This is a genomic window from Methylobacterium sp. E-012 (assembly GCF_057836545.1).
Genome location: NZ_JBYQEY010000001.1, coordinates 4427473 through 4449019, shown reverse-complemented (window position 1 = coordinate 4449019; position 21547 = coordinate 4427473). Strand labels below are relative to the sequence as shown.

16 protein-coding genes and 3 pseudogenes are annotated in these 21547 nt (G+C 67.7%); 8 read left to right on the top strand and 11 right to left on the bottom strand.

From position 1 onward, the window contains the following. Window positions 1–3 precede the first annotated feature (3 nt). Window positions 4–948, top strand: coding sequence for an efflux RND transporter periplasmic adaptor subunit (locus AC3IF1_RS21305; RefSeq protein WP_489219217.1), 945 nt, complete (start codon window positions 4–6; stop codon window positions 946–948). Between the two features lie 499 nt (window positions 949–1447). Here AC3IF1_RS21305 and AC3IF1_RS21300 read toward each other — a convergent pair whose 3' ends face one another. After that, the gene (locus tag AC3IF1_RS21300) at window positions 1448–1714 is read right to left on the bottom strand and encodes a transcriptional regulator (RefSeq protein ID WP_489219215.1); all 267 of its coding nucleotides are present in this window, start codon (window positions 1712–1714) and stop codon (window positions 1448–1450) included. 775 nt (window positions 1715–2489) lie between these two features. Here AC3IF1_RS21300 and AC3IF1_RS21295 point away from each other — a divergent pair. The 3 genes and pseudogenes from AC3IF1_RS21295 (at window position 2490) to AC3IF1_RS21285 (ending at window position 5790) form a co-directional block, all read left to right on the top strand. Next, window positions 2490–3779, top strand: a complete 1290-nt coding sequence (locus tag AC3IF1_RS21295; RefSeq protein WP_489219214.1) for an HNH endonuclease — start codon at window positions 2490–2492, stop codon at window positions 3777–3779. Window positions 3780–3806: 27 nt separating this feature from the next. Continuing rightward, the gene (locus AC3IF1_RS21290) at window positions 3807–4289 is read left to right on the top strand and encodes a hypothetical protein (RefSeq protein ID WP_489219212.1); all 483 of its coding nucleotides are present in this window, start codon (window positions 3807–3809) and stop codon (window positions 4287–4289) included. 237 nt (window positions 4290–4526) lie between these two features. Continuing rightward, window positions 4527–5790: pseudogene (locus AC3IF1_RS21285) on the top strand (IS701 family transposase). A gap of 66 nt (window positions 5791–5856) precedes the next feature. Here AC3IF1_RS21285 and AC3IF1_RS21280 read toward each other — a convergent pair. Continuing rightward, window positions 5857–6921 (bottom strand): annotated as a pseudogene (locus AC3IF1_RS21280) (IS630 family transposase); the annotation flags it as partial. A gap of 104 nt (window positions 6922–7025) precedes the next feature. Between AC3IF1_RS21280 and AC3IF1_RS21275 the strand changes: the two are divergent. Both AC3IF1_RS21275 and AC3IF1_RS21270 read left to right on the top strand, forming a co-directional pair. Beyond that, window positions 7026–7332 (top strand): annotated as a pseudogene (locus AC3IF1_RS21275) (transposase); the annotation flags it as partial. Between the two features lie 39 nt (window positions 7333–7371). Beyond that, window positions 7372–8540 (top strand): IS3 family transposase gene (locus AC3IF1_RS21270; protein ID WP_489220288.1). Its coding sequence is split into 2 segments (ribosomal slippage): window positions 7372–7636 and window positions 7636–8540, totalling 1170 coding nucleotides; the frame shifts between segments, so codons are not numbered across the junction. Here the strand turns inward: AC3IF1_RS21270 and AC3IF1_RS21265 are convergent. Then, window positions 8490–9068, bottom strand: a complete 579-nt coding sequence (locus AC3IF1_RS21265; protein WP_489219211.1) for a hypothetical protein — start codon at window positions 9066–9068, stop codon at window positions 8490–8492. The genes AC3IF1_RS21270 and AC3IF1_RS21265 overlap by 51 nt on opposite strands. A gap of 889 nt (window positions 9069–9957) precedes the next feature. Here AC3IF1_RS21265 and AC3IF1_RS21260 point away from each other — a divergent pair. Then, on the top strand, window positions 9958–10233 hold the full coding sequence (locus AC3IF1_RS21260) for a hypothetical protein (protein WP_489219210.1): 276 nt from the start codon (window positions 9958–9960) through the stop codon (window positions 10231–10233). Window positions 10234–10377: 144 nt separating this feature from the next. On the opposite strand, the gene AC3IF1_RS21255 is transcribed toward AC3IF1_RS21260, so the two are convergent. The 4 genes from AC3IF1_RS21255 to AC3IF1_RS21240 form a co-directional block, all read right to left on the bottom strand. Then, complete coding sequence (locus tag AC3IF1_RS21255) at window positions 10378–11028, bottom strand: AAA family ATPase (RefSeq protein WP_489219209.1); 651 nt, start codon at window positions 11026–11028, stop codon at window positions 10378–10380. A gap of 926 nt (window positions 11029–11954) precedes the next feature. Beyond that, complete coding sequence (locus AC3IF1_RS21250) at window positions 11955–12941, bottom strand: NAD(P)H-binding protein (RefSeq protein WP_489219208.1); 987 nt, start codon at window positions 12939–12941, stop codon at window positions 11955–11957. Between the two features lie 78 nt (window positions 12942–13019). After that, window positions 13020–14138: a metallophosphoesterase gene (locus tag AC3IF1_RS21245; RefSeq protein ID WP_489219207.1), complete on the bottom strand. Its 1119-nt coding sequence runs from the start codon at window positions 14136–14138 to the stop codon at window positions 13020–13022. Window positions 14139–14377: 239 nt separating this feature from the next. Beyond that, entirely contained in the window at window positions 14378–14761 is a 384-nt protein-coding gene (locus AC3IF1_RS21240) for a hypothetical protein (protein ID WP_489219206.1), read from the bottom strand. A gap of 200 nt (window positions 14762–14961) precedes the next feature. On the opposite strand from AC3IF1_RS21240, the gene AC3IF1_RS21235 reads away from it, so the two are divergent. Next, the gene (locus AC3IF1_RS21235) at window positions 14962–15924 is read left to right on the top strand and encodes a TAXI family TRAP transporter solute-binding subunit (RefSeq protein WP_489219204.1); all 963 of its coding nucleotides are present in this window, start codon (window positions 14962–14964) and stop codon (window positions 15922–15924) included. A gap of 288 nt (window positions 15925–16212) precedes the next feature. Here the strand turns inward: AC3IF1_RS21235 and AC3IF1_RS21230 are convergent, their stop codons facing one another. The 4 genes from AC3IF1_RS21230 to AC3IF1_RS21215 all read right to left on the bottom strand — a co-directional run bounded on the left by AC3IF1_RS21230 (window position 16213) and on the right by AC3IF1_RS21215 (window position 21459). Then, window positions 16213–17703: an amidase gene (locus AC3IF1_RS21230; protein ID WP_489219203.1), complete on the bottom strand. Its 1491-nt coding sequence runs from the start codon at window positions 17701–17703 to the stop codon at window positions 16213–16215. A 404-nt stretch (window positions 17704–18107) separates the two neighbouring features. Beyond that, window positions 18108–19076, bottom strand: coding sequence for a zinc-binding dehydrogenase (locus AC3IF1_RS21225; RefSeq protein WP_489220434.1), 969 nt, complete (start codon window positions 19074–19076; stop codon window positions 18108–18110). Between the two features lie 255 nt (window positions 19077–19331). Then, on the bottom strand, window positions 19332–20639 hold the full coding sequence (locus tag AC3IF1_RS21220) for an MFS transporter (RefSeq protein WP_489219202.1): 1308 nt from the start codon (window positions 20637–20639) through the stop codon (window positions 19332–19334). Between the two features lie 70 nt (window positions 20640–20709). Next, window positions 20710–21459 (bottom strand): maleate cis-trans isomerase family protein, encoded by a 750-nt coding sequence (locus tag AC3IF1_RS21215; RefSeq protein WP_489219201.1) that lies wholly within the window; start codon window positions 21457–21459, stop codon window positions 20710–20712. Window positions 21460–21547 lie beyond the last annotated feature (88 nt).

Sequence of the window (21547 nt, the reverse complement as noted above, 5' to 3'; positions counted from 1 at the left end):
CCCATGACACGGCTCCTCGCCCTCTCGCTCCGGCTCGCCGTCACCCTGGCGATGGTGGCCGCCGCCGCCGTCGTCGGCCTGGCCCTGTGGGACTACTACATGGAGGCGCCCTGGACTCGGGACGGCCGCGTGCGCGCGGACGTGGTCGAGGTCGCGCCCGACGTCTCCGGCCTCGTCACCCAGGTGCTGGTCGAGGACAACCAGGTGGTGAAGCGCGGCGACGTCCTGTTCAAGATCGACCCCGAGCGCTTCACCCTGGCCCTGCGGCAGGCCGACGCCATCGTCGAGGGGAAGAAGGCCACGGCCGAGCAGACCGCGGCGGACTATCAGCGCTACATCAAGCTGAGCGACGCCGCCGTCTCGCAACAGAAGGTCGAGCTGGCGCGGGCGACCGACCTCGCGGCGAAGGCCGCCTACGATCAGGCCGTGGCCGACCGCGACCTGGCCACGCTCAACCTCGAACGCTCGGCGGTGAAGGCCTCGGTGAACGGGCGCATCACCAACATGGAGCTGCGCCCGGGCAACTATGTGAACACCGGCAGGGGCGTGATGGCGCTGGTCGACAGCGACACGTTGCGGGTCGAGGGGTACTTCGAGGAGACGAAGCTGCCGCGCATCCACGTCGGGGACCGGGCGAGCATCCGCCTGATGGGCGAGGGCCGGCTGATCACCGGCCGCGTCGAGAGCGTCGCCGGGGGCATCGAGGACCGGGAACGGTCCGCCGGGGCCAACCTGCTCGCCAACGTCAACCCGACCTTCGCGTGGGTGCGGCTCGCGCAGCGCATCCCCGTGCGGATCAAGCTCGATGCGGAGGCCGACATGAACCGGCTGGTCTCGGGCCGGACCGCGACGGTCTCGGTCGACGCGCCGGGCGCGACCGGCACGCTCGACCTGCTCGGAGGGTGGCGCCAGGCGATGGCCCGAGTCGACCCGCGGCGGAAGCCGTGATGCGCCGCGCCCCTCGTCCCCGAGTAGACTCGCGCGTGGGTACCCTGCGTCGGATACCGGTTCGTCCGCACTCCGGGTACGGATGACTGCGGGGCGGATGTTTACCTGAAGGCTGCGGGTAACTGCGTCGAGGATCCGGCGGTCGTGCTCCTCCGCGCCGTTCAGCATGACTCGCGAGCGTGGAAGCACGTCCGCAGACGACGCGCGCGGTTCGGTCACCGCTACTGCGCGAGTCTGGCTTCGTTGCCAAAGCGGAACGCCTGATCCCGATCAGAGCAAAGCTCGGAGTGCTGGCTCGGTCTGGTTTCTGCCGGGGCCTGAGGCGGCGGCACCATCCTGTCCACGCCGGGGCCAAAAACTAGGGGGCGGCGAGGCCGGAGAGGCGGGCGCGACAGGCGCTGCAGGTCATCGGTGTGTCTGGTGCGACGCGGCTTGAGAGGGGCCCTCGACAAAACGAGGGCGGGATTTTTCCATGGGCTGCGTGCGCTTGTTCATCTCTTCAGCGATCGCGGTTTTCCCGAAGCCGCACTCCTGGTCCGCCGCCGTTTGCCGGGATGAACGCGACGCCGGCCGCTTCCAGCGCGGTGGTTACCGCTCGAACATTATTCGCCATACCGGCCGCTGGGCCGGCGCTCGCTTCCATGCGCTTGAGCGTCGGCACTGAAATCGAGGCTGATGCGGCGAGTTCAGCTTGACCCATGGCGAGCAGTGAGCGCGCGGCGGCGATTTGCCTGCCAGTCACCATGGTATGATCTTTTTGGATCATTTAGATCTAAAGGTATTGAAAAGGTGCGCCGTGTGATCTATAGGTATCAGACCAAACCGAACGGTTCAACGCCATGCCTCTTCAACGCCGTATCTCTTGGAACGCAGCCCTCCGCGATATCCGCAGCGACCGAAACCGCCTCGCCCCCGGCGTCGTCTCGGCTCGCTCCCTGATCCAGGGCCTCGCCCGTATCCGCCGCACGTGCCTTGTCTCCCTGACCGGCGCCTTCGACCGCGGGGCAATCATGGCGGTGGCCGTCGAGGCAGCGAAAGCCCATCAGCTCCGCACCGGGGCCGCTTGGTCCGTCAGCATGTCGGTCGGTCTCACGGCGGCGTGGCAGGCCGCCAAGGCTGCCAAGCTCTCAGCGGTGATAAGAGAGCATGCGCCTGCCGAGCGTGCCCGAGAAACTCCTCGCTACGTCAGCTCTCCGCTCCCGCAAAGGGAAGGCGAGGGGAGTGCCACAGATTATGGTGCGCCGTCGTCATCGCGCCCTCTGATGCGCTCCCCGCTCGGTCCTACAGCGCGAGGATTTCCAGGCGCGGCTGCCAGCCTGATGTCGGCGGCTCACTAAAACGGCGGCGCATTTCAGACAAGGCGTGCCGTCCCAAGCACGCCTCTCACCACTCAGGCTGAGCGAAGAGGCCTACGATGCCCCGGAAGAGCCCCCACAGGCGCGCGGCTGATTCCACACGCCCGACAGTGGCGTCGTTGAGTCTCCAGGTGAAGCTCGTCGCTCGCGAGGACGACGCCGAACTCCGCGCGCTGATAGAGCGCTATGAACAGCTTCTCTGTGATTGGGAGGATCTCTCTCACCGGGCGCTCAAGGCGCTTGCCGGACGGCCGTCTGGTGAAGGTGAGCGCCACGATGCCCTTCGTCGCTCTTGAGGATCTCGGCACGACGCGGCGCCGGCCCTTATCGGCCCGCCGGCGGCTCCAGGCCTGGGAGCGGACGAGCGGCACCTGTGTCGTCTGTGGCTGGCGAATCGACGGGGTGCGCGAGCGCTGGATCGTCGAGCACGTCCGGGCGCTCGAACTCGGCGGATCCGATGACATCGACAATATGGGACCAGCGCATGAAGCGTGTGGTCGGGCGAAGACGCGGGACGATCACGCTCGGACTGCGCGGGCGAAGCGGCAGAAGCTTCGGCATCTCGGGGCTGCAAAAAGTACTCGTCCGGTGCCTGGCTCGCGCGCCGATGCGCTCAAACGCAAGGTTGACGGCACAGTCGTCCCGCGCGGGGGCCCTGCTCGTCCCAGCGCTGATGCTGAGCTGATAATAACGCAGGCCGTGACCATACCGTCGAAACCTACAGCATCGTCCGTGGATGCCACCTTCACGCCAACGGTTCGGCATTGCCCTCAGCCCAAGAATCCCGCTAGTGTGAACGAAGCAGGAACGAAGGAGCCGACGGTGGACCGAGATGGGGTATCGCCTGAAAAAAATGACGGCACTAACGCGACCGTTGCCGCGAAAGCCGAGCTTCGGCCGGCAGTCCCTGCGCATCTTGATTTTCTGTTTGACAACCCTCTTCTTTTGCCAGGCGAGAGCGAAGAGCAGTACGATGCTCTCCTGCGCAGCATCGTTCAGCAAGTGAAACCCGTTGATGTTATCGAAGCTCTTTGGGTTAAGGACATCGTTGATTTTATTTGGGAAGCTAAACGGCTGCGCCTCTGGCGCAGACAAGTTCTGATTTATGCCCAGCTAAAAGCCGCCGAAGAATTGATTAAACCGGGGCTACGCAATGCGGAACCGTTGGGCATGCCAAGCTTTTTTGCACCCTCCGCCGATGCACTGGCAGCAGGCTGGATAACCGGAAGCACGATCGAGAAAGAAAAAGTCGATCAACTTTTGGAAGAGCGCGGTTTGACGGCGGCGGACGTTACAGCGCATGGTTTCCTGCTCAACCTACCGTCCATTGAGCGTATCGACCGAATGGCGGCATCGGCGGATCAGCGCAGGGATACGTTGCTCCGTGAGATCGAACGCAAGCGAGCGAGCTTTGCCCAACAGGTGCGCACCGCCACCGCAGATATCCTCGAAGTCGAGCATATCGAGACCCTGTGAACTGCGGCTCCTACGTGTGACGCCCCGATGACCTCTGAGCGCGCGACGCGCGCCAATCGCCGCAATGCTCAGGCGAGCACCGGCCCACGCACTTCCGCGGGCAAGGCCCGCTCGGGACAGAACGCCCGGAAGCACGGTCTGTCGGCGGTCGATCTCAATCCCGCAGCGGAGGCGGAAGTCGAGCGTCTCACTGTCCTCATCGCGGGCGAGCACGTCAGCGATGCCGTCATTCTGGATTCCGCTCGGTCGGTGGCGGAGGCGCAGGTTCAACTCCAGCGCGTTAGAGCATTCAAGATTTCGTTGTTGCGGAGCGGGGCGTCAGTCCGTGGGTGGGGCGCGGAGCCTAATAAACGGTCTCCCATCGAGATCCCTTTGGAACTGCTCCTGCAGCTCGAAGGTCTGGAGCGGTATGAACGTCGAGCCTTGTCACGTCGGAAATTCGCAGTCCGCCACTTCTATGAACTCGTAAAGAGGGCTTCCGGTCCTATGGCCGAACCCGGTGAAATATAAGCGGATCAGCACACCGTCACACAAGCGTTGACTAAGCTCGACGTTGGCCATTCATGCGGCGTGGCAGAGGGTATAGGCCCAAGGCGCGGGTAGGCGGAAGCGGGGTTTTGTTCGGGGGCGTCGGCTAACACTACTTTGGCAGACTGACGGAACGAGGTAGAATCCGCAAAGATTCGCGTGCCATGGCGATAGTCATGGGGGATCACGATATCCGGTGCTGGCGGATAGCATGAGGATCTGGATCGATTGCTGCAGCCGTTCCTGGCTGGCCTTTCGCACCCCGCCGCGCCGGGCGATGTGCCCGCTCTATGTGGCCGAATTGATTGGCCGGGGTGATCGCAAGAGCGTCCAGCCGATGGCGGCCCGGGCCGAAGGGGTCCCCTACGACCGGCTGCACCATTTCACCGCGGCCGGGATCTGGGATCAGGCGCCGCTGCAGCAGGCGTTGCTCGGTGAGGCCGATCGCCTGGTCTGTGGTGCGGATGCGATCCTGATCGTCGACGACACCGCGTTGCCGAAGAAGGGCAGCCGCTCGGTCGGGGTGGCGCCGCAATACGCCACAACACTGGGCAAGACCGCCAACTGCCAGACGCTGGTATCGCTTACGCTGGCACGTAGCGGTGTGCCCGAAGCGGTCGGCCCGGCCCTCTTCCTGCCCGAGACCTGGACGGGAGACACGGATCGGATGGTCTCGGCCGGCGTACCCGAGGGCCTAAGTGCGGCCCGCACCAAGGTGGAAATCGCGGTCGCGGAGATTGACCGGGTTCGGGCGGGCGGCGTGCGCTTCGGCCGCGTGCTGGCCGATGCGGGTTATGGGTCCGCCCCGTTCCGGCAGGCCCTGAGCGCGCGTGGCCTGACTGGGCTGTCGAGATCTCAGGACGCAGCAAGGTCTACCCGACCGACGTGACCATGATCTTCCCCGTCGCGGGACGTGGGCGACCGCGCAAGCGTCGTGTCCCGGATCGGGTCTCGGTCGCGGCCGAAACGATCCTCGCGGACATGACCGACCGATCGGTGACCGGCGGCGCGGCACCAAGGGCCGGCTGCGCGCTCGCTTCTGCGCGCTACGCGTTGGGACCGCCGATGGTCTGACCCAGTGGATCGGCGCGATGGGCAGCCAGCATCTGCCCGGTGACGAGGTCTGGCTGATGCGTGAGGAGAGGGATTCGAACGAGCGCAAGTTCTACCTCTCGAACCTGCCCGTCGACGCTCAATCAATTCGCCGCCATGATCACGGCACGCTGGATCTGCGAGCAGGCGCATCAGCATATGAAGGAGAGCTCGGCTTCGACCACTTCGAGGGCCGCTCCCGGACTGGGCTGCATCGACACGCGCTGATGCCGATGATGGCCTATGCCTTCCTTCAGTCCCGGCGCTTGGCAGCGGCGGGGCGGAAAAAAAGAATCGCCTGCCCACCACCCCAGCCCTCGATGCCGACGATCCGGCAGGCCATCCTCGACCATCTCAGTCGGCCACTACCACGGCAATGCCCGTACTGTGACGCTGCCCTCGACCCTTCTACCTCAACAGAAATCTGCCAAAGTAGTGCTAGTGCACTGACGCAGACAGATGGTTCAGGGGATCGGCTGACCGCGGCGAGGATGTCAGTGGCAGGGTTGGTCCAGACAAAGGGTTTGGCGCGTCGGTTGTGCTTGGCGATGTAGTGTTTGATGGCCGCATGCAGGTCGACGACACCCGTGAAGGAACCGCGTCGCAACCGACGACGAATCAGGGCTGAGAAGAAGCCCTCGACCGCGTTGTGCCATGAGGCCGAGGTCGGGGTGAAGTGGAACGTCCAGCGTGGATGCCGGGCGAGACAGGCGTGCACCTTCGGATGTTTGTGAGTAGCGACGTTGTCGAGGATCGCGTGGATCGACTTGCCGGACGGGACGGCAACCTCGAAGGCGCTGAGGAACCGGATGAACTCACTGTTCCGGTGGCACTGCATGCAACGGCTGGGCACGGCGCCGGCCAGTACGTCGAGGGCGGCAAACAGCGTCGTGGTGCCGTGACGGGTATAGTGGACGGTCTGGGCGGCGGGATGGCCGCGGGCGAGCGGCAGGTCGGGGCGGGTCCGCTCCAGGGCCTGGATTTGGCTCTTCTCGTCGATGGACAGCACTACCGCGTGGGCGGGTGGGGTCATGTAGAGGCCGACGACATCTTCGACCTTGGCGGCGAAGGTGGGGTCGCACGAGCGCTTGAACGTGCGCAGCCGATGCAGCTGGAGGCGGTGCGCGTCCCAGATCCGCTGCACGGCACGCAACGAGATCCCGACCGCGTGGGCCACGGCACGGCCGGTCCAGTGGGTGACCTCGCCCGGCGGCTCCGAGCAAGTCAGCGCCAGGACCTCGGCCACCGTCTTGGTTGAATGGGGCGGCGTGTTGGGTGGACGCGTCTTGTCGCGCAGCAGACCTTCGACGCCCGCCTCAGCGTAGCGCTGCTGCCAGCGCCACACAGCCGGGCGGCTAACGCCCGCCCGCCGGGCCACATCTTGAACGCTTAGACGCTCGGCTGAGAGCAGGACGATGCGGTCACGCTGGATGTGTTTGAGTGGGCGCGATTGATCCTACGCTATCGCAGCGAGCTGGGTCACGTCGGCTGCATCGGGAAACACGCAGACAGTCTGAACCATCACCTAGAATCGCACACCTCATACCGCCCGTGAATCCTTCGTCCGCGTCACTGTACTAATGGTTGTTATGGACCTGGGTGGGTCTGATGCTCAGATGGGCTGGGATGAGTCCTGCCCGCAAGCCGTGTCCGTCCGACGTTTCTGATGAGGAGTGGGCGCTGGTCGCGCCCTAACCTGACGCTGCTGCGCGAGGATGCCGGTCAGCGTGAGCACGCGTTGCGCGAGGTCTTCAACGGGCTGCGCTGCGTCGTCAGGAGCGGCTGTTCCTGGCGGCTGATGCCCCACGACCTGCCGCCTTGGTTTGTCGAGTATCAGCAGGCCCAGCGCTGTTTATTAGCTGGCTGCTTCGAGCAACTGGCCGAGGATCTGCGCGCGGTACTGCGCATGGCCTGCCCCCTGAAAAGTGGTCCTCCCTGAGGTATGGCTTCGCGCCATGTGGAGGATGTTATGATGCGTCGGAAGAAGCATACGGCTGAAGAGATCGTCGCGAAGCTGCGTCAGGTCGATGTTTTGGTCTCGCAGGGCCGCAAGGTCTCCGAAGCAATCCGATCCATCGAGGTGACGGAGGTCACGTACTATCGTTGGCGATCCGAGTACGGCGGCCTGAAGGGTGATCAGGTCAAGCGGCTGAAGTCCTTGGAGACGGAGAACCTGCGCCTGCGTCGGGCGATCTCGGACCTGACGCTGGAGAAGCTCATCCTGAAGGAGGCAGCTTCGGGAAACTTCTGAGCCCGGCTCGCCGCCGGGCTTGCGTCGACTACGTCGTGGCCGAGCATGGCGTGTCGGAACGGTTCGCTTGCCGCGTTCTTGGTCAGCACCGCTCGACACAGCGCAAGCGCGCCGTGGTGGTCGAGGACGAGGCGGCATTGACCGCCGCCATCGTCGCACTGGCTCTCCAGTACGGGCGCTACGGCTACCGTCGGATCACGGCGATGCTCCGCCGCGATGGCTGGACGGTGAACGTGAAGCGGGTCGAACGGATCTGGCGGCTGGAGGGGCTCAAGGTTCCAGCGCGACAGCCGAAGCGAGCCCGCCTCTGGCTCAACGATGGCTCCTGCCTCCGTTTGCGGCCGGAGCGGCCCGGCCACGTCTGGTCTTACGACTTCGTCGAGCACCGCACGCACAATGGGCGCAAGTATCGGATGCTGAACGTGGTCGATGAGTTCACCCGTGAGTGCCTGGCCATCCGTGTGTCCCGTAAGCTGAAGGCGTACGACGTGATCGATGTCCTCTCGGATCTGTTCAGCCTGCGCGGCGTGCCCGAGCATATCCGTTCGGACAATGGCCCGGAGTTCATCGCCAAAGCCGTCCAAGACTGGATCACAGCGGTCGGCTCGAAGACGGCTTACATCGAGCCGGGCAGTCCTTGGGAAAACGGGTACTGCGAGAGCTTCAACGCGAAGCTACGGGATGAACTCCTCAACGGCGAGGTGTTCTACACCCTCAAGGAAGCCAGCGTCGTGATCGAGCGATGGCGGAGGTACTACAACAGCATCCGACCCCACTCGTCACTCGGCTACTGCCCGCCTGCGCCGGAGGTCGTCATCCGGCCACCGGAACCGGGCGGCTCAGTACCGTCCGCTCGCCCCGCCATCGTCACGCGACCGACGATGCACTAACTTCAAACCTGGGCCACCGGATGGGGGCAGGCCAGTCCGATCGACCAGGCCGACCTCCAGGCCCTCGATCGGCGCCGGGCTCTCGGGCCCCGCGACCCAGCGCCCGTCGTTCACCCGGACATCGCCGCGGCGCGAGACATGCCCCATCACGTCGAGCCGCGGGGCCGGCGGCGCGACCGCGGGCTGCTGGACCGAAGGTTGCGCCGAAGCCTGGACGGAGGCGCCCGGCCGCGCCTCACCGGCGAGCGACTCCAGGCGCAGCTCGGCCTCGGCGCCCCCGGACGCGAGCGCGGACGAGATGGTGATGTGCAGGCTGCTCGCCCGCTCGGCGCGCACGACCACGCATCCGCCCGGGGCCGGGATCGATCCGGGGCGCTCGCCGGGCGGCGAGATTACTTCGACGACATCCTCGCTGCCCGGCGACGGCCGCACGAACACGTGCGGCGCACCATGGGCTGTCGGCGCCTGGACGTACCGCAGCACGTACAGCCCCGTCTCCAGCGGCACGGATGTGACGCGCTCAGCCATTGTCCCTTTCCGCATTCGATCCGAGCGCTCGGCGCGCATCTGGTCTTTGTTTACGAGACACTACTGAATTCGGTCAATGAAAACTTAAACCAGGATTCAATGGCAGTTCTACTTAGGGTTACCGCGTTGCAAAATCGCAACGAAAACACGGCGAGAATCAACCCAGAGCGTCGTCCGGGCAGCCCGAGAACATCGAGATTGAGACTGTTTTTATTGAACTTTATCAGCCCGTTACGCCCGTCTGCCGCTGGCGGCGCCGGATCTGTGGTTCAGCAGTTTTCCGACGCTCTCGATCGGAAAATGCCGTTTCTCAGCCCGGCCCGGAATCGTTAACGATCCAGCACGCGGCGGGCTGAGGCAGTTCAATACTTAATAAACCGTCAACAGGGCCTGTCATCATTCATTTGAGTGAGACCAGTATAGTTTCTCGCCCTGAAGCCCCAAGACTGTCTGCGCGCCGCAATCTGAGCGCTGCAGCACACCGTCGCGGTGGTTCGAACGACCGCGACGCGCGTTCAGGCCGGTGACGGTGATTCGGCCCCGTGTCGGTCGGGATGATCAGTGTATCGGAAGGCGGCAGAATTTTGATCCAGCGCGGGGGGCATCGGCCTTCAGATGCGGGCCGTCCGCCTTCGAACAAGCATCGCCGGCCGGCGATGTCCACCGGGAAACGGTCGCGCGGCAGTCTCGTCGTGGGCCTCTCGCATGTGCGAAGCCTGTGCCGGGCAAGGACGGCGGCCGCGCGGCGCCGGGCTTGCGGGCGTTCCCCTGCCAGCCGCATGCCCGGGATAGCGTTCGCGTGACTACCCCAGATGCGCGATGACACGGGGCCGCGCCGCGCCTACGGTGCCTCCCATCGGGACGCGTGTTTCACCCGGCGAGCGAGACGATGGCGATCTATCTTGCAAGCTTCGACATGAGGGCGGTCGGCCACGATTACAGCGTGCTCTATGGCCATCTCAGCGCCATCGATGCACATCAGGCGCAGTCTTGTGCGTGGTTGATCGAGAGCACGGAAACCTTGCGGGTCCTTAGCGAAAGCTTGCTCGGATATCTGCACACGGACGACAGCCTCCTCCTGATCGAAGTCGCCCCCTCGACCGCCTGGGCGGCCACGCATCTCTCCGAGCAGACCGGCGAGTGGTTGAAGCGCAAACGGCCGTGACCCCGCCGGGCCGCACCTAGGGCCGCCCCCGCGTCCCGGGTCTACCGGGCGTACGTTCGCGCGGTCCCGAAATTCCCGGCGCTGTGCGACGTCAGGGGAGGGCGTTTGACGGGGTGGGGGGCGGACCGACGTGATCCCGGGCGGTCACGCGCCGCTCGCGGCCAGCGATTCGAGCAGGAAGTCGGTGAGGACCTTGATCTCCTGCGCGGCGTTGCTCGCCGGCGCCGCGGCCGTCACCGAGACGCCCTGCGTGAACGCGCGTACGAAATAGACGTCGTGGCTCAAGGGGGGGCTGACATTCTCGCCGAGGGCGCTGAGTTCGTCAGTGATCTGCTGCCCCTCCGGGGTGCGCACGTCGACCCGCGTCGGGACGATGGCGATCTGCGTGCGCGATCGGGCGTCGCTGCGCAGCGCGGAGACCACGTTCAGCAGCGTTGTGCGCGCGGCGTTGATGTCGAGGCTCGACGGCCCGCACGGGATCAGCACCAGATCGGCGACGTCGACGGCGGCGCGAAACACGGGACTCAGACCGGCCGGCGTGTCGATCAGGATCACGTCGGCGCGCTGCTTGAGGATGTTGCGCAGCCAGATCGAGAGCGTGCCGTTGGCCAGGAGTTCGGCCTTCACCTCGAACCCCAGCTTGCGCGGGAAGGCCCAGGCGGTGGCAGACCCCTGCGGGTCGGCGTCGACCACCATCACGGACAGGCCGCGCTGCTTCAGGGCGCCGGCGACGTTGATGGCGAGCGTCGTTTTCCCCACGCCACCTTTTTGCTGAACGATCGAGATGACCTGCATGGGAGCCGTGCGAGAGAGGCCGCGGGCGCAGCGTTCGGGGGGAGGGCAGCGACGTCCCGCACCGGTGAAGCCGGGGCTGTCGAAGGCGGGGAAGACTGACGATCGCTGTGTCGCACGAGTGATCTGTTACCGGCAACAGAAGAACCGTGGGCGTGGAAAGCCTCTATCTCCGGCGCACGCCGCGATGGTCAATCGATCCGGCCGACGCCCCCGAACGCGGCCCATGCCTGTTGCCATCGGGCGACACGCTTCACCGGGCCCGGGGCAGGGTACAGGTACACCCGGACCAGATTGGCCCCCATCTGGTGGAAACCCCGACCCTCTCTCCCGGAGCCTGTTCGGGCCACGTCGAGGAGATAGTCGTCGAGCCCGACGGCGCCCCAGACGGCCCCGACAAGACCAGTCGCTCGCCTCCGACAGGGTCGAGGCCGTCTCCCATGCCACCACGGTCCGATCGAGACGGTTCGGTCGCGCCTCGTCGCTGCAGAGCCACTCGCGGCGGATCACGCTGCCGCCGGCGGGCGCCGGATCCTGCTGGTACTGTGCCTGGAACGTCAGCGAGCCTTGGGCGCGGCGCATCTGCGCCAACACCGCCATCGGCTCGCGCTCAGGGTGCAACAGTTCCCCGCCCTGGCGCTGGTAGACGTCTCTTCGGTGTGTCGCTCGGGCGATGACGGGTCTCATCCGCGGTGATCGCGGGCAGCGACACCACCTCCGACGCATCCCGCTCCACGACGTGTCCGACCAGATCGTCAGCGTGCAGCCGCTGCGGCACGATGACGATCGCACCGCTGATCGTCCAGGCGCGTGCGCAAGGTGTCGTCGAACGCCTCGTTGACCCGACACCGCTCGGCCCGCGAGGGCGCGTCCACCACCGTGATCGGATGGTCGCGCGATCAGCTCGCGTCATTCGGATCGGAACATCGTCAGAACACCGCGTGGTCGCCACGCTCGGCGACGGCCTGACCACCGATCACGCGCGCATAATAGTGAAACAGCGTCTCCGACCCCGTCGAAGGGGTGGCCTGCGCATCGTATCGCCCGGTCGCCGGGTCCCACACGAGCATGGACTCGGTCGCGTAATACCGGCCGATCCGAGCGAGTTCGGATTTGGCGGCCACGGTCGGCACCCATCGTCCGATCGTCGCCAGGACCGCGACGATCACATCCAAGAGCGCCACCGGAACGTGGGTGAAGCGCGGTTCGCGCCCGAGCAGGGCGAAGAGCCGCTCGCCCTGCGCCTTCGGGGTGATCGCTTCGCCCGGCCCACCGATCGGCAGCACGCGATTGCGCCGGTCCTCATCGTCGAGGCAGTCCGCGAGATAGCGCCCCAGGTCGTCGTCACTGATCGGCTTGCAGGCGGTCAGAGTCCCGTCACCGAAAACCAGGAACGGCTTGCCGCGTTTCAGGCGATCGATCTGCCCCGAGAGCGATTTGAAGAAGGCCGTCGGCCGAACGATCGTGTAGTCGAGCCCTGAACCGATCAGCTCCGCTTCGAAGGCAAGTTTGGCGTGCTGGAAAGCCAGGACCGGCTTCTGGACGCAGATCGCCGACAGGAGCACGACCTGCGTCACGCCGGCCGCCCGGCTCGCGTGCAGGGCCTTGACATGCGCGCCGTAATCGATCGCCCAGGCGTCGTCGGGCAATCCGGTGCGCGATGCGAGGCACGACACCAGGACGTCGAACGGTTCGCCGCGGACGCCCGCGCGCGCCAGCGATCCCGGATCGGTCAGATCCACGATCCGCTCGGTGGCGCCTGCGGGGATGGCGGTGGCGGCGGGGCGCCTGACGAGGCAGACGACCTCGTGACCGCGGGCCACCAGCGCCCGCACGGTCGCCCGGCCGATCGTGCCGGTCGCCCCCAGAAGGAGGACGCGGCGCGGCCTCACGCGCTCCGGTCGATCCGTAGTCATGATCGCTTCATCCTGCCCTTCCGCCGTCCTCGCGCGACGGCGACGCTTGCGCTGCTCAGCCGAGCGGCACAGGCGGTGTCACGGCGCGGTTCGCAGCGTGATCCGCGTCAACTCGGAGGGGCGGCCGAGCCGAAGCGCGAAGCCCGGCCACAGCCCGGTGCCGTTGCTGACATAGAGCAGCATGCCCCCGACCCGGTACGCCCCGGAGACGAAACCGGCGTTGCCCCGTGCCACAAGCCGGTCCAGCCCACGGATCATGCCGCCATGGGTGTGCCCCGACAATTGCAGCCGCACCCCGTGCGCGGCGGCCCGTGCCGCGTTCGCCGGCTGGTGATCCAGCAGCACGACCGCCGCCCCTGCGGGCGCGCCCGCCAGCGCAGCGGCGAGATCTGGCCCCCCATGACCGGTCGCGGGCGCCGAGCGGTCGGTCACGCCCGCCACCACGAGCGCACCGCCATCGCGCCTGAGGACCGTGTGGGCGTTGGCGAGAACGCGTATCCCCAACCCGGCGAGGTGGGCCATCCAGGCGTCGTAGTCGAAGAAGTACTCGTGGTTGCCGGGCACGGCCCAGACGCCGTCCCGCGCCATCAAGGCGCGCAGGGGCTCGACGTCGGTCCGTCGGGATGCGAGCGACCCGTCGATGAAGTCGCCCGTCACCACGATCAGGTCGCTCCGGAGGGCGTTGGCCCGTGCCACCACGGTCTCCGCCCACGCTTCAGGGAACAGACGGCTGATGTGCAGGTCGGAGAGATGCAGGAGCGTGTAGCCGTCGAAGCCGGGGGCCAGATCCGGGATCGCCACCGTGACGTCCTTCAGCGGCGGTACGCGCACGGCCTGAGACACGGCCACCACCGCCAGCACCACGGCCGCGAGGACCGCCACGTAGCGCCAGGCCATGGGGACCGCCCATCCGCCCCCGGACAGGACCCAGCCCACCAGCGACGCGGCATCGAGGGCAAGGAGCATCGGTGTCGCCAACGCGAGCGCGCCGAACGCCCCGTTGAACAGGATCACCACCGGGCGGGGGAACTCCGGCGCGAAGACCGATCCGGAGGAGAGGCGACACCAGAGATGGTATTGGGATGCGACGAGCAGGAGGACGGTGACGCTGAGCTTGAGCGCGAGCGGCCACGGGCTGGGCCACACCACGCGTACGATGACGTAGACGGCGGGCAGGCTGGGGATCAGTCGGATCATGGGCCGCTACATGGCGAGCGGGCTCCCCAAAGCAAAGCTTACGGCTTGGCCCCGGGGCGCGACGGCGTTTGTGGCCGCCGCGGTGATCGTCAGATGACGGTCTGCGCGGATATCGCCGGCGCGCCGACCGCCTCGATGCCGAGGTCGCGCACGGCTGCTCTTCAGCTGGGTATGGCCGGGCAGGGGCTGACGGGCGCGTCGGTCGCCCGCGAGCTGCCCGAGCGCAAATATCCGTCCGGTCACGTTGATGCGGCGACGGGCCTGACGACGACGTCCTCGGCGGAAACAAGGGTCGCCATGATCCCGGACTGGATCTGGACGAAGACCGCGTCGAGATCACCGATGCTCTGCATCAACACAGCGCACGACAGGGCGACAATCTGCGGCGTGCGATCGGTCCCTTCGGCGAGGAACGCGCGGATCGCATCGCCGAATGACACGCAGGCATCCGCCTCCACCGAGGCGCCGACGACCTGTGCGCAATCCTCCCGCAGCGAGGCGATCTCACCATCGACGACCGAGACCCATTGGCGCTTATCGTCATAGATCAGCCAGCGCACGGACCCCATAGCCACCGGGGCTAATCCCGCGAGATAGCGCTGAGCGGCTGCGTCATCGAACATGGCATGGGCTTTAACGCCCGCCCTTCGGCACGCCAATGCCCAGCGATCCGATGCTGTCGATCGCGCGGCATCGCGGTAACGCAACGCGACTGCGGAACAAATCAGTGGTCAAAATCTCACGTCCATAGACGGTCCGGAATTCGCCAGGCACCGGAAGCGGTGGTTGACGTATCGGGACGGGCCCGTCGGTGGAGCGCAGCATGGGACGGCGACGGGAACTGCTCCTCGGGATCATCACCCTCGCAGCGACCGGACCCGCGCGCGCTCAACGCTCTGAGCCAGAGCTGCGTCTGACGCTCGGGACGGCGACGCCCGGTGGCTCATTCCCCGCCTTCGGCCGGGCGCTGATCGCCGCCGTCCGTGAGGTCGACCGAGGTGTGGTGATCGAGCCGAGGATCACGAGGGGCTCAACGGAAAACCTGACCCTGCTCAGAACGGGCACGCTCGACCTGGCCCTCGTGCAGGGTGAGTATGCTTACGAGGCCTTGTCCGGTGGACCGGCCGACGGGAGCGGCTTGTCGGTCGTGGCACCCATCGATGCCTCGCCCGGCATGTTTGTGGTCCCCGCCTCCAGTCCGATTCAGAACGTGCAGGATCTGCGCGGCCGTGCCGTCGCGCTCGGCACGCGCGGCTCGGGCTTCACGATCATGGGGCGAACCGTGCTCCAAGGCTCCGGCATCGATCCGGACCGCGACATCACGCCGATCCTCCTCGACGACGCCGGCGACGGCGCAACGCAAGTTCTCGACGGCCGCGCGACGGCTCTGTGGGGCGCAAGCCTCGGCTGGCCAGGTTTCAAGACCCTCGCGGACGCGCCCGGCGGCGCCCGCTTCTTCGGCCCTGCGCCCGAGGCGATCCCAAAGATCCTGGCCCTGCGCGCCTCGATGCGCCGCCTGACCGTCCCGGCCGGCTCCTTCCGCGGACAGGATGCCCCCATCGCAACCGTCGGGTCTTGGAGCTTCATCCTGGCTCGACCCGGCCTCGACGCCGCCCGTGTCACCCGGCTCGTGCGGGCGATCGACCGAGGTCGGGAGGCCCTGGCCCGCGCCTATCCCCAGGGCCGCGAGAGCGACCCGCGCACCCTGGCCTCGACCGTACCGGCCGCTTGGCTGCACCCGGCGACGGCGTCGTATCTGCGCGAGATCGGAGTTCGTCCGGAGTGACCAGCGGCTGACGACGTCCGAAAAGTCGATCGTTCGACGGTCGATCCGTGCGGGCGCCGCAGCGTTCGGAACGTTGCGCAGGCGCTGTCTTCCGCAGCTACTCAGAACGAATCATCCGCCGCAGGTCCTCGGCGTCCCGCAGAGAGCCCGCCGCTCTCAGGCTGCGCCTTCGTCGGGCCTCCGGCTGTCCTCCAGGGCCGTCGGCTCGGTGAGCGTAGCCGTACGGGCCGCCGACGCCGCGCGCATCAGCCGGTCCGGCGGATCCCTCACGGGGCTCGCTGCCCCGACCTAGATGCTGGGCGCGGTCCAGCCGCCGAAGCGGGTTTCGAGGCGCCGGACGAGGGCGAGCGCGACATCCTCCCGCCACGGGCGAGCCGCCACCTGCACGCCGAGCGGCAGTCCCTCAGGCGATGTCCCAATGCGCACCGTCGCGGCCGGCCAGCCGGTCAGATTGTGCATCTGCGCGTAACCGATGCCCTTCTGCAGTTCCTCGTCGAAGCTCGTGCCATGTGGCGGCGCCACGTAGGGCAGGACCGGCGAGAGCAGGGCATCGTAATCCTGCATGAAGGCCAGCATCGCGTTGCGGTAGGCATCCCAGCGATTGAATGCGGCGAGCGCCTCCGTGATGCTTCCCATCGCGGGCGAGGAGCGCGACTGCAGCGACCGCTCGAACAGCGGCGAGATCTGCTCGGTGCCCACCGATTTCAGGAAGGCCCGGACACCGGCTGCGCCGTCGCCGCGTGTCATATCGTAGTAGATGGTCCCTGCCTTGGCCGCGTCCGGGGGCCGGCGCTCCGTCACGGCCACGCCCGCCTGTGCCAGGGCCTCGACCGCCTGGTGTACGGCCGCGGCGATCTCGGCGGTGGGCGATGCGAGGCCATCGTCATCGAAATACGCCAGCCTCAACGTCGCGATATCGACGCTATGGCTGTCGAGCAGCGGCATATCGACGACGGTGTAATCCTGAACATCGGGCCCGGCGATGATCGGCAGAGCCAGCGCCAGATCATCCACGCTCCGGGCGATCAGGCTGACGTGGAAGACCGCGTTGCGCGCGCCCATCGGCCGGGGGAACTGGCCGGTCCGCGGGACGCGCCCCGCGGTCGGCTTGAGCGCGGCGAGGCCGCAGTAATGCGCCGGGACACGGATGCTGCCGCCCGCATCGGTCCCGAGGCCGAGCGGCGAGCCGGCCGCCGCGACGATCGCGGCTTCGCCGCCGCTGCTTCCACCCGGGGTGCGGGCGAGATCGTAGGGATTGTTGGTTCGCCCGTAGACGAGGTTGTCGGTCTCCAGGGCTCCGGCCAACTCCGGCACGTTGGTCTTCCCGAGCACGATCGCTCCGGCCGCCCGCAGTCGCGCGACGGCGGTGGCGTCGGTCCTCGGCACGGAGTACGCCCGCCCGAGGGTACCGCCCGTGCAGATCGTGCCGGCCGTCTCGAGCGTGTCCTTGATCGTGACCGGAACACCGTGGAGCGGGCCCTTGACCTGACCACGCGCCAACATCGCATCGGCCTCGTCCGCCTCCCGGCGCGCCGCATCGGCGGTCAGCTGGACCACGGCATTCAAGCGCGGGTTCACCGCGGCGATGCGTTCGAGGTGCAGATCGACGATCTCGCGCGCCGAGCGGCGGCCGCCCCGGATCGCGGCAGCCAGTTCGCCCGCGGAGGCGGTCGTGCTCGAACCCGTCGCACCTGTGGCCGGTCCGGGCCCGACCGCCGACAGGGCACCGGTGGCAGCCATGCCGACGAGCGCGCTCCGGCGGTTGATCTGGTCAGCCATCGTGTCCCTTATCTTCCCCGCCGGATGTCCGGATCGCCATCGCGAAACTCGTGCCCGCATCCAAATCCTGGCCCCATCGCCGTGGAGGTCGTCCCGCGGAACTCGAGCACGCGGCAGAACGGCTTCACCGGTCCGGCGGGCGCAGGCGTAACGGGACCGCGCGAAGTGCTCTTGCGGCGATCGCAGGACGGACATCGCTCGGCCATGCCGATCCCGCGATGCGGCAGCCCGCGCGTCCGGCCGCGGCGCCGAGAGGCGGAGATTGGCGCGATCGGCGCGCCATGATCGCCGGCCGGATGCGATCGCGTGGCCCGGTATCGTGCCGCTGAAGCGCGACGATCCAGCCGGGAGCGCTGCGGTCGCCGTGGGGTTGGCCGCGCAGCCTGGACGATGCGGGCCGGGCGTCAGACGCTCAGGACGATCTTCCCGAAATGCGCGTTCGCCTTCATGCGCGCGAGCGCGGCCGGCGCCTCGGCCAGCGCATACCGGCTGTCGATCGGCAGGCTGAAGCCCCCGGTCGCGATAGCCTGCCCCAGGTCGGACCGGACGCGCGCGGTGATCGCGCGTTGCTCCTCGATCGTCCGGGTCCGGTTGGTCACGCCGATGTAGCTGATGCGCTTCGTGGCGTGCAGGTCGAAGTCGAACTCGCCCCGGCTGCCGCCGAGCCGGCCGACGTTGACGATGCGTCCGAGCACGGCTGCGGCCTGCAGGTTGCCGTTGGCCACCGGCGCGGAGACCTGATCGATGATCACGTCGACGCCCCGACCGCCGGTCGCCGCCTGCACCTGCTCGGGCCAGGTCGGATCCTTGGTGTCGATAGCCAGCGTGGCGCCGAACTCGGACAGGCGCGCGCGGTGCTCGGGGCTTCGCGACGTACCGATCACGACCGAAGCCTCGCGCCACCGGGCGATCTGAAGCCCCATCAGCCCGACGCCGGAACTCGCCCCCTGGATCAGCACGGTCTCGCCCGGCTGCAGGTGCGCCTGCGTGATCAGGGCGTCGTGCATCGTCTGCAGGGCGACCGGTAGGGTCGCGGCGACCTCGAACGACAGGCCCGCGGGGAGCGGAAGGGTCCGCCCGTGATCCGCCACGGCATACTCGGCGTAGCCCCCGGCGCCGGAACACATGACGCGGTCACCGGGATGGATATCACTCACGGCCGCGCCGACCGCCACGACCTCTCCGGCCCATTCCAGGCCCGGCACCGCGCCGGAACCACCGGCCGGGCCGTGCGGCTGCCCGGCGGCGACGGAGAGATCGGCGCGGTTGAGGCCGGCCGCCCGAACCCTGACGAGCACCTCCGTCGGCTTCGGGGAGGGAATGTCGATCTCGGTGAGGCTCGCCCCCTCCGGTCCGGCGACGATTGCCTTCATCCGGCCGCTGACCGGGGGGATGGGGCGATCCTCGGCCGAGGCGGTGCGGATGGGCAGGAACTGGGCGGCCGCGCCGGCCAGGAGGACGCGTCGGTCGATGTCCATGGGTCTCTCCTGACCTTTACCCCGCCCGCTGTCGTACGCCGTCCAGCGGTGATGACGGGCGCGCGGGAGATCCCGCTCGCATGCGTGGGACGTCGCGGCGCACTGCAGCCGGATCGCGGCAGACATCGTAAAACCATCCCGCGCGAACGGCTATCGTGCCTGGCGGGCGCGGCTCGGATCATCGCGGCCCAACATCGGCGGTTCGCCGACGCCTCCCAGTTCGACGCCGGTCGTCTCGGGTAGCGCCAGGGTCGCGGCGAAAGCTATGGCGTAGGCGCCCAACGCGCACACGCCCATCGCGGTGCCGAGCGGAGCGGTCGCCGCGATGAGCCCGACCAGGGCCGGCATCACCGAGCCGAACCCCCGGCCGCCACCGAGGCAGAAGCCCTGGGCGTTGCCCCGCAGGCTCGTCTCGAACAACTCGGCGAAGGTCGGCGTCATGCCCGACGCCAGGGCGTTCTGACAGGCGCCGAGGGCAAAGCTCAACCCGATCAGGGGGCCGAGGCTCGGCGCCGCGAACACGTACAGGCTGACATTGAGCGCTTGTAGGAGCAGGAACACGCCGAAGGCCGGCCGGCGGCCGACCCGATCGGCCAACTGGCCGTAGAGGAGGGGGCCGACCAGCGAGCCGGCGATGTTGGCGGCGAGGTACCCCGCACTGGTCGCGACCGTGAAGCCGAGCGCGGTCCGCAGATACGTGGGCAACCAGATGATCATCACGTAATTGCCGCCGAAGATACCCGTCGACAGGGTCGCGGCCACGAGCGTCGTCCGCCGATGCGCACGCGTGAAGATCCGCAAGACATCGAGTCCGCCGGTACGGCGCGATGCGGCGGCGCTCTCGGCGTACACGCCGGATTCCGGCACGAACCGGCGGATGAGGAATACCGCCGCGGCCGGGATGAGCCCGATCGCGAAGAACACGCGCCAACCGAGGTCCTGCGGGAACAGGCTGGCTATGATCGGAAACAGCGCCACGGCACCCGCGTAGCCGACGGCGTAGCCGCTGCTGACCGCGGAGGCGACGCGCCCGCGCAGGGCGGGCCGCACCACCTCGCTGATCAGGGTAGCCCCGACCGCTGCCTCGCCGCCGTAGCCCATGCCCTGGCCGAAGCGCAGCAGGGCCAGCGGCGCGAATCCGGTCGCGAATGCGGCGCCGAAGGTGCACAGCGCGACCCATAGGATGGTCCCTTGCAGCACGCGGATCCGGCCGATCCGGTCCGCCGCCACGCCGGCGCCCCAGCCCCCCACCGCCGCGCCCAACAGCGCCGCGGTCGCGAGGTAACCCGCCTCGGGCCGCGTGATTCCGAGCGTGGCGATCAGGGCCGGGATCACCAGCGCGTAGATGCTGTTGTCCATGGAATCGAGGCCAAAGCCGGCAAAGCAAGCCCAGAACGTCCGGCGCTCGGTCGCATCCAGTTGGCCGTACCAGCCGATCGCTTCCGCTCGTGTCCGCAAGGGGTCCTCCCGGCCGTCTTATTCGGGGTGCCTTCGCGGCGCTGAGCCTCGTACCGCCGCGGGGGGCGCCTCAGCGACCCTCAGACCGGCCATCGGCTCCCGCCAAAAGGGCGCCGTACCCCGGAACGGCCTCGCGCAGGCCCGCGGCGCGAAGCGCGTTCCACATCATACCCGAGGCTGCCGAGATCACCGGCTTGCCGAGGTCGCGCTCCAGCGTGGCCATCGTCGCAAGGGTGGGCATCCCGACGCCGCTCAGCACCAGGGCCTCGGCGTCGGGATGATCCACGAGGCGACCGAGGCCGTAGGCCCGCTCCGCCGTCTCGTCGTAGATGTTGCGCACGCCCGGCAAGTTGCCGTGATTGACGACGGCGAAGCCGTGCGCCTCGAGCAGCGCCTTGCCCTGCAGGGTCGCCTCCAGCGCGTAAGGCGTGCCGAAGGCGATCGTGCGGACACCGAGGTGCCGGAGCCCGGCCACGACGCTCCCGAACGCGGTGATGAAGCGCGTGGCGTAGCGCTCCTCCATCCGCGCGACGAGGGCGGCCTCCTCGGCCTGCCCGAGCGTGTAGCTGGTCGCGGTGTGCGCCAGCACGACGACCTTCGGCTTGACCAGACAGAGCAGGGCCATGTTCGCGTCGAGGCCGGCGATCTGCTCGCGGTTGCGCGCATCCTGTCCCGCGAGACTGCCGGTCTCGCCGGTCGCGTTCATCCGGGTGTAGTGGACCGAGACGCCGGGCACGGCGGCCAGAGCGCCCATCTCGACCTCGACCGTCGGATTACCCGGAGGAACCAGGAAGCCGAGGCGCGCCCGCCATCCTATCATGCCCGCTCTCCCTTCGGCTCTATGTCGGTTTGGATCGCGCCCGGTCGGACCGTCATCCCGCTGCGCGAACTCATACTGGCCTGGGCGT

Coding starts and splice junctions, on each gene's coding strand:
- AC3IF1_RS21305 (WP_489219217.1), top strand. CDS start 4: ATGACACGGCTCCTCGCCCTCTCGCTCCGGCTCGCCGTCACCCTGGCG.
- AC3IF1_RS21300 (WP_489219215.1), bottom strand. CDS start 1,714: ATGATCCAAAAAGATCATACCATGGTGACTGGCAGGCAAATCGCCGCC.
- AC3IF1_RS21295 (WP_489219214.1), top strand. CDS start 2,490: ATGAACAGCTTCTCTGTGATTGGGAGGATCTCTCTCACCGGGCGCTCA.
- AC3IF1_RS21290 (WP_489219212.1), top strand. CDS start 3,807: ATGACCTCTGAGCGCGCGACGCGCGCCAATCGCCGCAATGCTCAGGCG.
- AC3IF1_RS21265 (WP_489219211.1), bottom strand. CDS start 9,068: ATGGCTGAGCGCGTCACATCCGTGCCGCTGGAGACGGGGCTGTACGTG.
- AC3IF1_RS21260 (WP_489219210.1), top strand. CDS start 9,958: ATGGCGATCTATCTTGCAAGCTTCGACATGAGGGCGGTCGGCCACGAT.
- AC3IF1_RS21255 (WP_489219209.1), bottom strand. CDS start 11,028: ATGCAGGTCATCTCGATCGTTCAGCAAAAAGGTGGCGTGGGGAAAACG.
- AC3IF1_RS21250 (WP_489219208.1), bottom strand. CDS start 12,941: ATGACTACGGATCGACCGGAGCGCGTGAGGCCGCGCCGCGTCCTCCTT.
- AC3IF1_RS21245 (WP_489219207.1), bottom strand. CDS start 14,138: ATGATCCGACTGATCCCCAGCCTGCCCGCCGTCTACGTCATCGTACGC.
- AC3IF1_RS21240 (WP_489219206.1), bottom strand. CDS start 14,761: ATGTTCGATGACGCAGCCGCTCAGCGCTATCTCGCGGGATTAGCCCCG.
- AC3IF1_RS21235 (WP_489219204.1), top strand. CDS start 14,962: ATGGGACGGCGACGGGAACTGCTCCTCGGGATCATCACCCTCGCAGCG.
- AC3IF1_RS21230 (WP_489219203.1), bottom strand. CDS start 17,703: ATGGCTGACCAGATCAACCGCCGGAGCGCGCTCGTCGGCATGGCTGCC.
- AC3IF1_RS21225 (WP_489220434.1), bottom strand. CDS start 19,076: ATGAAGGCAATCGTCGCCGGACCGGAGGGGGCGAGCCTCACCGAGATC.
- AC3IF1_RS21215 (WP_489219201.1), bottom strand. CDS start 21,459: ATGATAGGATGGCGGGCGCGCCTCGGCTTCCTGGTTCCTCCGGGTAAT.